The sequence below is a fragment of the uncultured Oxalicibacterium sp. genome, assembly GCF_913776015.1.
Taxonomy (GTDB): domain Bacteria; phylum Pseudomonadota; class Gammaproteobacteria; order Burkholderiales; family Burkholderiaceae_D; genus Oxalicibacterium.
This window is the reverse complement of record NZ_CAJYMD010000022.1, coordinates 19,381-30,805: the sequence shown is the minus strand read 5'-3', so window position 1 is coordinate 30,805 and position 11,425 is coordinate 19,381. Positions and strand designations below refer to the sequence as shown.

At 55.7% G+C, this 11,425-nt stretch carries 10 protein-coding genes; 8 read left to right on the top strand and 2 right to left on the bottom strand.

The genetic code is table 11. From position 1 onward, the window contains the following. Positions 1–106 precede the first annotated feature (106 nt). Complete coding sequence (locus tag QZ725_RS03250) at positions 107–661, bottom strand: C40 family peptidase (protein ID WP_293776216.1); 555 nt, start codon at positions 659–661, stop codon at positions 107–109. A gap of 109 nt (positions 662–770) precedes the next feature. Between QZ725_RS03250 and QZ725_RS03245 the strand changes: the two genes are divergently transcribed. The 6 genes from QZ725_RS03245 (at position 771) to QZ725_RS03220 (ending at position 8,115) form a co-directional block, all read left to right on the top strand. Further along, entirely contained in the window at positions 771–1,943 is a 1,173-nt protein-coding gene (locus QZ725_RS03245; protein ID WP_293776215.1) for a response regulator, read from the top strand. A gap of 77 nt (positions 1,944–2,020) precedes the next feature. After that, positions 2,021–2,428 (top strand): heme-binding protein, encoded by a 408-nt coding sequence (locus QZ725_RS03240; protein WP_293776214.1) that lies wholly within the window; start codon positions 2,021–2,023, stop codon positions 2,426–2,428. A 281-nt stretch (positions 2,429–2,709) separates the two neighbouring features. Beyond that, positions 2,710–3,864, top strand: coding sequence for a glutamine-hydrolyzing carbamoyl-phosphate synthase small subunit (gene carA, locus QZ725_RS03235; RefSeq protein WP_293776213.1), 1,155 nt, complete (start codon positions 2,710–2,712; stop codon positions 3,862–3,864). Beyond that, positions 3,857–7,087 (top strand): carbamoyl-phosphate synthase large subunit, encoded by a 3,231-nt coding sequence (carB, locus tag QZ725_RS03230; protein ID WP_293776212.1) that lies wholly within the window; start codon positions 3,857–3,859, stop codon positions 7,085–7,087. The genes carA and carB overlap by 8 nt, the downstream gene beginning before the upstream one ends. A gap of 102 nt (positions 7,088–7,189) precedes the next feature. Continuing rightward, complete coding sequence (greA, locus tag QZ725_RS03225) at positions 7,190–7,663, top strand: transcription elongation factor GreA (protein ID WP_293776211.1); 474 nt, start codon at positions 7,190–7,192, stop codon at positions 7,661–7,663. Then, entirely contained in the window at positions 7,663–8,115 is a 453-nt protein-coding gene (locus QZ725_RS03220; RefSeq protein WP_293776210.1) for a DUF4149 domain-containing protein, read from the top strand. Before greA ends, QZ725_RS03220 begins: the two co-directional genes overlap by 1 nt. A 29-nt stretch (positions 8,116–8,144) precedes the next feature. Here the strand turns inward: QZ725_RS03220 and yhbY are convergent, their stop codons facing one another. Next, positions 8,145–8,615, bottom strand: a complete 471-nt coding sequence (gene yhbY / locus QZ725_RS03215; RefSeq protein WP_293776209.1) for a ribosome assembly RNA-binding protein YhbY — start codon at positions 8,613–8,615, stop codon at positions 8,145–8,147. Positions 8,616–8,704: 89 nt separating this feature from the next. Here yhbY and QZ725_RS03210 point away from each other — a divergent pair, with 89 nt between their 5' ends. Then, positions 8,705–9,349 (top strand): RlmE family RNA methyltransferase, encoded by a 645-nt coding sequence (locus QZ725_RS03210; protein WP_293776207.1) that lies wholly within the window; start codon positions 8,705–8,707, stop codon positions 9,347–9,349. A 122-nt stretch (positions 9,350–9,471) separates the two neighbouring features. Further along, positions 9,472–11,355, top strand: a complete 1,884-nt coding sequence (gene ftsH / locus QZ725_RS03205) for an ATP-dependent zinc metalloprotease FtsH (RefSeq protein WP_293776205.1) — start codon at positions 9,472–9,474, stop codon at positions 11,353–11,355. Positions 11,356–11,425: the final 70 nt, after the last annotated feature.

Sequence of the window (11,425 nt, the reverse complement as noted above, 5' to 3'; positions counted from 1 at the left end):
AGATGGCAGAGATCAAGCGCAAGCTCAAGGCCATGCGTGAGCAGTGAGATTGTTCCGGCCAATAAAAAACCGCGCTTCGGCGCGGTTTTTTATTGAGTTCTTCTATTTAGCGAGGTTCCGGTTCGCTGATGCGGCGTGCACCATTGAAGCGCTTTTTCCAGTAGTCGAGATCCATGCTCTCGATGCGTACCTGGCCGCCGGACGACGGTGCGTGGATGAACTTGCGGTCACCCAGATAAATACCGACGTGCGAGAAGCTGCGACGCAGGGTGTTATAGAACACCAGATCGCCGGGTTGCAGATCGGTCTTTTCCACGCGCTCGCCTTCACGACTCAGTTCTTTCGACGTGCGTGGCAGTTCCTTGCCCCAGGCTTCCTTGAAAATGACATTGATCAGGCCGCTGCAATCGAGACCTTCTTCCGGCGAGTTGCCACCATATTTATAGCGGATACCCAGCATGCCCATGGCGTGCAAAGCCAACTCGGAAGCCTGATGCGTCAGGTCTTCGAGTTTCGATGTTTGCTTGATGCCTTCCTTGAGCGGGGGCGTATCCACACCCCAGGCGGAGCCGGCGACTGCCATGCTGCCGGCGAGAATGGAAGAAATGACTGCGAAGCGTGCTAACTGCCCGATACGGAAAATTCGTTGAAAAGATGCCATCAAATACGCTTCTCGTTCGTTCGCGACTGGAGGAATGTAAGGGAAACCGGAAGTGCTGTCAAAAGTTATTCACTGACGGTATGCTCTGACAAATCAAAAAAGGCTGTCTATGTATTCCGATCCTGCTCATCCCCCCGCACTAAAACCCCGCATTCTGATCGCCGATGATTCCCGCATCGTACGTGCCACGTTGATCAAGCATATTGAAGGTATGTTCGACTTTCGTGAAGCACTCGATGGCGAGCAGGCATGGGAGGCACTCTTGCTGGATCCGGGCATACGTGTCGTGATTTCCGACCTGACCATGCCGAAACTCGATGGCTATGGCTTGCTGCAACGAATCCGCTCTTCCAAGATAAGCAGAATTCGTACCATCCCGGTGGTCGTGGTGTCTGGAAATGACGACCAAGCCGAGCGTGAGCGTGCCAAGGCAGCCGGTGCAACCGATCTCATTACCAAGGGCATTGGTACCGCGCAGCTGCTGTCTCGGCTGGATATTCTTGCCAAATTGACCAGTACGCAAAACGAATTCGAGCGTGGCTTGCAATTCCTGATGCGTCAGCCGGATAGTCCTGAAGATGTCGCGCTGCCCACCTTGTCCGTTTGGGAGGAACAGGCTGGCGCCATGCACGCCAGCGCGACACGGCAGCGTCGCAACTTCGTCGTGCTGCATATTTGCCTGGGTCTCAAACATGCCGGTCTGGAAGGGTATCCGATGGGGCCGCCGCGCAGTCTGGTGCAGGCGGTGGGGCAATTGCTGTATCGCACGGTGCGTCAGTCCGATTGTGTGACGCAGATCGACGAAGCGGAATTCGTCATTGCTACTGGCAGCATCCATTTCGATTCGGCGCGTAATTTTGCCGAACGCGTTTGCCGTGCCATAGTGCATGCGCACCCGAATGGTGATGGCGAAATGTTCCTCGTGGCGAGCTGTGGCGTAGTGTCGGTAAGCGAATCGTCGCTGGGTTTGTCGCCTTCGCTGCTGCAATTACGCGAGGCTGCTGTGCGACGCGCGCGGCTTGGCTTGCAGCATGGCGTGACGGGTGTGATTGCGGCGCAGGAAACGCAATTATTGGAGAGCGGCTTGCAGTTGCCGATGGTGACGGCAAGCCTTGCACCCGCTACACCAGCGGAGCCATCCGTGGATTTGCCGACGCTGTTGCGCTGGATTGCCGAGGGCAAGGAAGGGCAGGTGACGGCACATCTGGATCACCTGAGTCATTTGGCAGTCGACTGGCAGCCGCTGATGGAGCTTATGCTGAAACACAAGGGCAAGCGATAAAACAAAAGCGGCCTTGATCATGATCTTGCTGGCATTGCCTGTCGTACAATGCCAGCTTCTTTTTAAAGGAGGCATTCATGCAAACCAAAACCATCCTCACGCTTGACGACATCAAGAAAATTGCAGCGGGCGCCGAAACCGAAGCCAAGCTGAATAAATGGAATGTCACGATCGCGATCGTGGACGATGGCGGCCACCTGTTGTGGCTGCAACGCATGGATGGTGCGGCACCGATTTCGTCGCACATTGCGCCGGCAAAGGCCCGTACTGCCGCACTGGGTCGTCGCGAATCGAAAGTCTACGAAGACATCATCAATAACGGCCGCTATTCGTTCATGACGGCGCCGACGCTGGAAGGCATGCTCGAAGGCGGGGTACCGATCATCGTGAACGATCAATGTGTTGGCGCGGTCGGCGTGTCGGGCGTCAAGTCGAATGAAGACGTGCAAATCGCAAAGGCGGGCATCACGGCGCTCGGCGTTTGATCCCGCATTCCGATCTGCAGTTTCGGTTCATGTTTTGATTGCCTCCGACGGTACCTTTTGCGGTTGCCAGTCGGGGGTGAATTGCGCTATAATTCGCCGGTTTAGCTAATTTTATTCCGCCGTAGCGCATACCCACTTCCCATCGCCTCGACAAGACCTGTACGACACCCATTCCGGACGCATTTTTCGGCATGTGGCGCGCTCGCAAATAAGGAGGGCGCGCGGGTTTCGGCGGGACTATCGGCGCGCGCAACGGCGGTAACCATCTCAGGAGTTACCCCTTGCCGCCATTCTTCTCCGGCCAAACTGTACCGGCCATCCTAGCGCTAGCAGACGGGTCGATTTTCCAGGGTTTTTCCATCGGTGCGCCGGGTCATACCATCGGCGAAGTCGTGTTCAACACGTCCATGACCGGTTATCAGGAAATCCTGACCGACCCCAGCTACAACAGCCAGATCGTTACCCTTACTTATCCGCATATCGGCAACACCGGTATCAACAAGGAAGACGTTGAATCCACGCGTATCCATGCTGCCGGCCTCATCATCAAGGATTTGCCGATCCAGATTTCCAACTTTCGCTCCACGCAATCGTTGTCCGATTATCTGAAGTCGGAAAACGTGGTCGGCATTGCCGGCATCGATACGCGCAAACTGACGCGCATCCTGCGTGAAAAAGGTGCGCAAAACGGCGCGATCCTGGCTGGTGCCGATGCCACGCCGGAAAAGGCGCTGGAACTGGCCAAGTCGTTCCGTGGTTTGTCCGGTCTGGATCTGGCCAAGGTCGTGTCGGTCAAGCAGTCCTATCAATGGTCGGAAACCGAGTGGGAGCTTGGCAAGGGGTACGGCAAGCAGATCACGCCGAAATACCATGTCGTGGCTTTCGACTATGGTGTGAAATTCAACATTCTGCGCATGCTGGCCGAGCGTGGCTGCAAGATCACCGTGCTGCCTGCGCAATCGACTGCTGCCGATGCATTGGCGCTGAATCCCGATGGCATCTTCCTGTCGAACGGTCCTGGCGATCCGCAACCGTGCGACTACGCGATCGCTGCCTCGAAAGAGCTGATCGAACGCGGCATTCCAACGTTCGGTATCTGCCTCGGTCACCAGATCATGGCGCTGGCTTCCGGTGCCAAGACACTCAAAATGAAGTTCGGTCACCACGGTGCCAATCACCCGGTGCAGGATCTCGACAGCAAGAAAGTGCTGATCACGTCGCAGAACCACGGTTTTGCGGTTGACTTAGCTACCTTGCCGGCCAACTGCCGCGTCACGCACGTGTCGCTGTTCGACGGTTCCCTGCAAGGTTTCGAACGTACCGACAAGCCGGCCTTCTGCTTCCAGGGACATCCTGAAGCTTCGCCAGGCCCGCATGACATCGCCCCTTTGTTTGATCGCTTCGTGGCGATGATGGAGAAACACAAAAATGCCTAAACGCAGCGACATTAAAAGCATTCTGATTATTGGCGCAGGCCCGATCGTGATCGGTCAGGCGTGCGAATTCGACTACTCTGGCGCACAGGCCTGCAAGGCGCTGCGTGAAGAGGGTTACAAGGTCATTCTGGTCAACAGCAATCCGGCGACCATCATGACCGATCCGGAAACGGCGGATGTGACGTACATCGAACCGATTACCTGGCAAGCCGTTGAACGTATCATCGCCAAGGAAAAACCGGACGCCATCCTCCCAACCATGGGTGGTCAGACCGCGCTGAACTGCGCGCTGGACCTGTGGCGCAACGGCGTACTCGAAAAGTACAATGTCGAGTTGATCGGTGCCACGCCGGAAGCCATCGACAAGGCGGAAGACCGTTCCAAGTTCAAGGACGCTATGACCAAGATCGGTCTCGGCTCCGCGCGCTCAGGTGTTTCGCACACGATGGAAGAATCGTGGGCTGTACAGAAAGAACTCGGTTTCCCGGTCATCATTCGTCCGTCGTTCACGATGGGTGGTACAGGTGGCGGTATTGCCTACAACGCCGAAGAATTCGAAGCGATTTGCAAACGTGGTCTGGAAGCATCGCCGACCTCCGAATTGCTGATCGAAGAATCGCTGATCGGCTGGAAAGAGTTCGAGATGGAAGTCGTGCGCGACCGCGCCGATAATTGCATCATCGTATGCTCGATCGAAAATCTGGACCCGATGGGTGTGCATACCGGCGACTCGATCACGGTCGCACCAGCGCAAACGCTGACTGACAAGGAATACCAGATCATGCGTAACGCATCGATCGCGGTATTGCGCGAAATCGGTGTCGATACCGGTGGTTCGAACGTGCAATTCTCGATCAATCCGGCAGATGGCCGCATGATTGTGATCGAAATGAACCCACGCGTATCGCGTTCGTCAGCCCTGGCATCGAAAGCGACCGGTTTCCCGATCGCCAAGATCGCTGCCAAGCTGGCGGTCGGTTTCACGCTCGATGAATTGCGTAATGAAATCACGGGTGGCGCGACGCCGGCATCGTTCGAACCATCGATCGATTACGTCGTCACTAAGATCCCACGTTTCGCGTTCGAGAAATTCCCGCAGGCAGACAGCCACCTCACGACCCAGATGAAATCCGTCGGTGAAGTCATGGCAATCGGCCGTACCTTCCAGGAGTCGTTCCAGAAAGCCTTGCGCGGTCTGGAAGTCGGCGTGGATGGCATGAATGAAAAGACCACCGACCGCGAAACCATCGAGGAAGAGCTCGGCGAACCAGGTCCGGAACGTATCTGGTACGTCGGCGACGCCTTCGCGCAAGGCTTCTCGCTGGAAGAGGTGCATAACCTGACGCACATCGATCCATGGTTCCTGGCGCAGATCAAGGAAATCGTCGATCTGGAATTGTGGCTGGAAACCAAGACGCTGGCCGCGCTCGACAAGGACACCCTGCTGCGCCTCAAGCAAAAAGGTTTTGCCGATCGTCGTCTCGCCAAGCTGTTGAAAATTTCGGACAAGGATGTGCGCGAGAAGCGTCGTTCACTGAACATTCGCCCGGTCTACAAGCGCGTCGATACCTGCGCCGGTGAGTTCGCGACGAACACCGCCTACATGTACTCGACCTATGAGGAAGAGTGCGAATCGCAGCCGACCGACAAGAAAAAGATCATGGTGCTGGGCGGTGGCCCGAACCGTATCGGTCAGGGTATCGAATTCGATTACTGCTGCGTGCATGCGGCACTGGCGATGCGCGATGACGGTTACGAAACCATCATGGTCAACTGCAACCCGGAAACCGTGTCGACCGACTACGACACCTCCGATCGTTTGTACTTCGAGCCGCTGACATTGGAAGACGTGCTGGAAATCGTCGACAAGGAAAAACCATATGGTGTGATCGTGCAGTACGGCGGTCAGACACCATTGAAACTCGCACTCGATCTCGAAGCCAATGGCGTACCGATCGTTGGTACCTCGCCGGACATGATCGATGCGGCGGAAGATCGCGAGCGTTTCCAGAAGCTGTTGCACGATCTGAATTTGCGTCAACCGCCTAACCGCACGGCGCGCACCGAAGAGGATGCATTGCGTCTGGCGCAGGAAATTGGTTATCCGTTGGTAGTCCGTCCGTCCTATGTGTTGGGTGGCCGCGCGATGGAAATTGTGCACGAACAGCGCGATCTCGAGCGTTACATGCGTGAAGCCGTTAAGGTGTCGCATGACTCGCCGGTCTTGCTCGATCGCTTCCTCAACGATGCCATCGAATGCGACGTCGATGCGCTGTCCGATGGCGAACGTGTCTTCATCGGCGGTGTCATGGAGCACATCGAACAGGCAGGCGTGCACTCGGGTGACTCGGCCTGCTCGTTGCCGCCATACTCGTTGTCACAGGAAACCATTGCCGAACTCAAGCGTCAGACCGCGTTAATGGCAAAGGGCCTGAATGTGGTTGGTCTGATGAACGTACAGTTTGCGATTCAACAGCAGGAGATTGACGGCAAGTTGCAAGATGTCGTCTTCGTGCTGGAAGTCAATCCACGCGCATCGCGTACTGTTCCTTACGTGTCCAAGGCAACCGGTTTGCAACTGGCCAAGATTGCAGCGCGCTGCATGGTCGGTCAGTCGCTCGATAGCCAGGGTATCAAGGCAGAAGTCGTACCGGAATACTTCAGCGTCAAGGAAGCCGTGTTCCCGTTCGTGAAATTCCCGGGCGTGGATACGATTCTCGGCCCGGAAATGAAATCGACCGGCGAAGTCATGGGCGTGGGCAAGACGTTTGGCGAAGCCTTCGTCAAGTCGCAGCTCGGCGCTGGTGTGAAGCTGCCACGCGAAGGCAAGGTGTTCCTGAGTGTGAAAGCCAGCGACAAGCCGCGTGCCGTGCAGGTAGCCAAGGATCTGGTCGATATCGGTTTCTCCATCGTCGCGACCAAGGGAACGGCAGCAGCGATTGCCGAAGCCGGTATTCCGGTCGAGTCGGTCAACAAGGTTGCCGAAGGTCGTCCGCATGTCGTTGACATGATCAAGAACAATGAAATTGCTCTGGTCATCAACACGGTGGAAGAGAAGCGCAGTGCCATCGTCGATTCGCGTGCGATCCGCACGTCGGCGTTGGCGGCACGTGTGACAACCTACACCACGATCGCGGGCGCAGAGGCTGCGGTGGAGGGCATGGCGCACCTCGACGAGCTGCATGTCTACGATTTACAAGGCTTGCATAAAACCTTACACTAAGCCCACACGTTTAGAAACGAACCACAGAGGTCACAGACGGCGTCGGGTTTTCCGGCGAAGTCTGCGGCCTCTGTGGTTTTCAACTTATATCAACGAAAAAACATGAGTACACCTATCACATTGCATGGTGCCAATCTTCTCAAGGAAGAATTGCACCGCTTGAAATCCAAGGATCGTCCCGCGGTGATCGATGCGATTGCCGAAGCGCGTGCTCAAGGTGATCTTTCCGAAAATGCGGAATACGATGCAGCGAAGGAACGTCAGGCTTTCATCGAAGGCCGTATTGCAGACATCGAGGGCAAGCTGGGGTCGTCGCAGATCATCGATCCGAAAGCACTGGATGCGGATGGCCGTGTCGTGTTTGCCTCCACCGTGGAACTCGAAGACCTCGAAACCGGTGATCAGGTGCGTTACCAGATCGTCGGCATTGATGAAGCCGATCTGAAGGAAAACAAGGTTTCGGTGACGTCGCCGATTGCGCGCGCCATGATCGGCAAGTTTGAGGGCGATGTCGTGGCCGTCGAAGCGCCTGCCGGTTTGCGCGAATATGAAGTACTGAAGGTTTCCTACATCTGATGTGGCAGTCCGGCCGCTTGCTGGTGGGCGTACTGTGGGTCGGTGCCCTATGGGCAATCGGCTTTATGGTTGCGCCTACGCTGTTTTCGACATTGGCTGATCGCAGCCTGGCGGGCAGTATTGCAGGCAGTCTGTTTCGTATTGTGGCGTGGCTGTCGGTGGGGTGCGCAATAGCGATCTGGATTTTGCAGGCTGGCGCAGAGCGTCGCTTGCATTTGCCGACCAGCAAGGCGGTGCGTTATCTGATCCTGGCCATGCTGGCTTGTACGGTGCTGGGTTATTTTTGCCTGCAACCCTTCATGGGTTCGCTGCGCGAGATTCTGGCAAGTACGCAGGATGCCGTGCAATTGGCCGAAGCCAAACAGCGTTTTGGCATGTTGCACGGTATTTCAACCGTTTTTTACGTCATTCAGAGCTTGCTTGGTGCGGCACTGATTCTGAAGCTGCGTTGACCCGCATTGATTGCGAATCAACGCAGCAATCAGCGGCCCAATGAGGATTTCTTCTTGCTGGTTTGACGCGGCTTGGCGCGTTTGATCGAGCCGCCTTGGGTAACGCGTTCATTTCCCTTGACCATGACCTTGGTGACGGTCGGGCGCTTGGTGCCGCTGGGGCTGGGCTTGACGATGGTCACTTCGCGCATGCCCTTGCCGCGCGTTTCGCTGCGGGCTTTTTCGGCTTCCTTCTTGGGGCGGTAAATCACCAGTAACTTGCCGATATGCTGGACAGGTGCCGCGTCCAGTTTCTGGCAAATGGTTTCGTAGATCGCCACGCGCTCTTCGCGGTCATCGCCAAATACGCGAATCTTGATCAGGCCGTGGGCATCGAGACTGTGCTCGATTTCCTTGATGACGCTGGTGGTCAGGCCGGATTCGCCAATCAGCACGACGGGATTGAGGGCATGGGCTTCAGCGCGCAGTGCGCTGCGCTCGGCCGGAGTAAGTTTGGACATGGATGGAACCGGTGGGGCAGGGAACAACACCTCGCTCTGAATGGCGATCATTGATCCCGCAGGATTTGTAAAACCCGTATTCTACGCGAATGGCAAAGAAGAAATTAAACAAAAACTGGTTGCATGACCATATCAACGATCCTTATGTGAAGCTGGCGCAGAAGGAAGGTTATCGTGCGCGCGCCGTCTACAAGCTCAAGGAAATCGACGAAGATGAAAAGCTGATCAAGCCGGGGCAGATTATCGTCGACCTGGGGTGTACGCCGGGTAGCTGGTCGCAGTATGTGCGCAACAAGCTGGCTGGCGCTGCTTGCGGCGGTATCAACGGCACCATCATTGGTCTCGATATGCTGCCGATGGAGCCGGTCGCCGATGTGCATTTCATCCTTGGCGATTTCCGGGAGCAGGAAATTCTCGATCAATTGGAGCAGGTTTTGGAAGGGCGCAAGGTGGATCTCGTCCTGTCTGACATGGCGCCCAATCTGTCCGGCATTGCCGTCGCCGATGCCGCCCGTGTGCAGGATATTATCGATTTGGCAGTGGATTTTGCCCAACATCACATGAAGCCGTCGGGCTCTCTGTTGGTCAAATGCTTCAACGGCTCTGGCTACAATTATCTGGTGGAAAAATTCCGTGCCGAATTCAAAACCGTTACCCAGAAAAAGCCGAAAGCCAGTCGCGATAAATCTTCCGAAGTCTTCCTGCTCGGTAAAACGCTCAAAAATCCGCTTTGAGATGAACTAAGCCCTTGTTTCCGTGGCATTTACCCCAATACCGGATACTGCAAGGCTGGGATTTTACGAGTAGAATCAGCTTATATTTCTAGAAAAAGGCGCGTTGCGTCCAAGGAGTCTCCGTGAATAACATGTTTTCCAAGGCCGCAATCTGGGTGGTCATCGGGATGGTTCTCTTCACCGTCTTCAAGCAGTTCGATGGCCGCACGTCTGCCGGCTCGGCGACGCCCGTTGCCTATTCCGATTTCCTTGATGAAGTCAAAGCCAAGCGCATTCGCGAAGCAACCATCGAAGATCGCGTGATCGTCGCCACTACGACGGATGGCAAGAAGATCAAGTCGGCCATCACTTATCTGGATCGCGGTCTGGTAGGTGATTTGGTCAACAATGGCGTCAAGTTCGACGTCAAGCAGCCTGAAGAGCAATCCTTCCTCTCGCAGATTTTCATTTCCTGGTTCCCGATGCTGTTGCTGATCGGCGTCTGGATTTTCTTCATGCGTCAGATGCAGGGCGGTGGCAAGGGCGGCGCGTTTTCCTTTGGTAAATCGAAGGCGCGCATGCTGGATGAAACACAGAATACCGTTACGCTGGCTGACGTTGCCGGTTGCGACGAAGCCAAGGAAGAAGTCGGCGAACTCGTCGAATTCCTGCGCGATCCGACGCGCTTCCAGAAGCTTGGCGGACGCATTCCACGCGGTGTGCTGATGGTTGGCCCTCCAGGTACCGGTAAAACCTTGCTGGCACGCGCTATCGCTGGCGAAGCCAAGGTGCCTTTCTTCACGATCTCGGGTTCTGACTTTGTTGAAATGTTCGTTGGTGTCGGCGCATCGCGCGTGCGTGACATGTTCGAAAACGCCAAGAAGCATTCGCCTTGTATCATCTTCATTGACGAGATCGATGCAGTTGGTCGTCATCGTGGTGCAGGCATGGGCGGCGGCAATGATGAACGCGAACAGACGCTGAACCAGATGCTGGTCGAGATGGACGGTTTCGAACCGAACTCGGGTGTCATCGTGATCGCGGCAACCAACCGTGCCGATGTGCTGGATAAAGCGCTGCTGCGTCCAGGTCGTTTCGACCGTCAAGTGATCGTCGGCTTGCCGGATATTCGTGGTCGCGAACAGATCCTCAACGTGCACATGCGCAAGGTGCCAATCTCCAGCGACGTCAAGGCCGATATCCTGGCGCGTGGTACACCTGGCTTCTCGGGTGCCGATCTGGCTAACCTGGTCAACGAAGCGGCGCTGTTTGCTGCGCGTCGCAACAAGCGCCTAGTCGAAATGCAGGATTTTGAAGACGCAAAAGACAAGATCGTGATGGGTCCGGAACGTAAGTCGGCTGTCATGCGTGAGGAAGAGCGTCGCAATACGGCGTATCACGAATCGGGTCACGCTGTCGTTGCCAAGCTGCTGCCGAAGGCCGATCCTGTTCACAAGGTAACGATTATGCCGCGCGGCTTTGCATTGGGCCTCACTTGGCAGTTGCCTGAGCATGACCGCATCAATATGTACAAGGACAAGATGCTCGAAGAGATTTCGATTCTGTTCGGCGGTCGTATCGCCGAAGAAATCTTCATGCATCAAATGTCTACCGGTGCTTCGAACGATTTCGAGCGTGCAACCAAACTTGCACGTGCAATGGTGACGCGTTACGGCATGTCGGAAACCTTGGGCACCATGGTCTATGAAGATACAGATCAGGATAATTACATGGGCCGCATGGGTGGCAAGGTTGTTTCGGAAGCGACGCAGCAAAAGGTCGATCTGGAAATCCGCAGCATCCTCGATACGCAGTACACCCTTGCACGCAAGCTGCTGGAAGAAAATCGCGACAAGGTCGAGATGATGACCAAAGCCTTGCTGGATTGGGAAACCATCGATTCGGATCAGATCAATGACATCATGGAAGGCCGCGAACCACGCCCACCAAAGGCAGGTTTGCCGGTGAAAAATCCGCCGACCAATCCGCCAAGCGATGTCGAGCCGAATGCAACGGCACCAGCCTGATTGATCCATCGTCAGTGCGTTGGTAAAGGGTGAGGAGAAATCCTTGCCCTTTTTGTTTGCAGGCTATCGT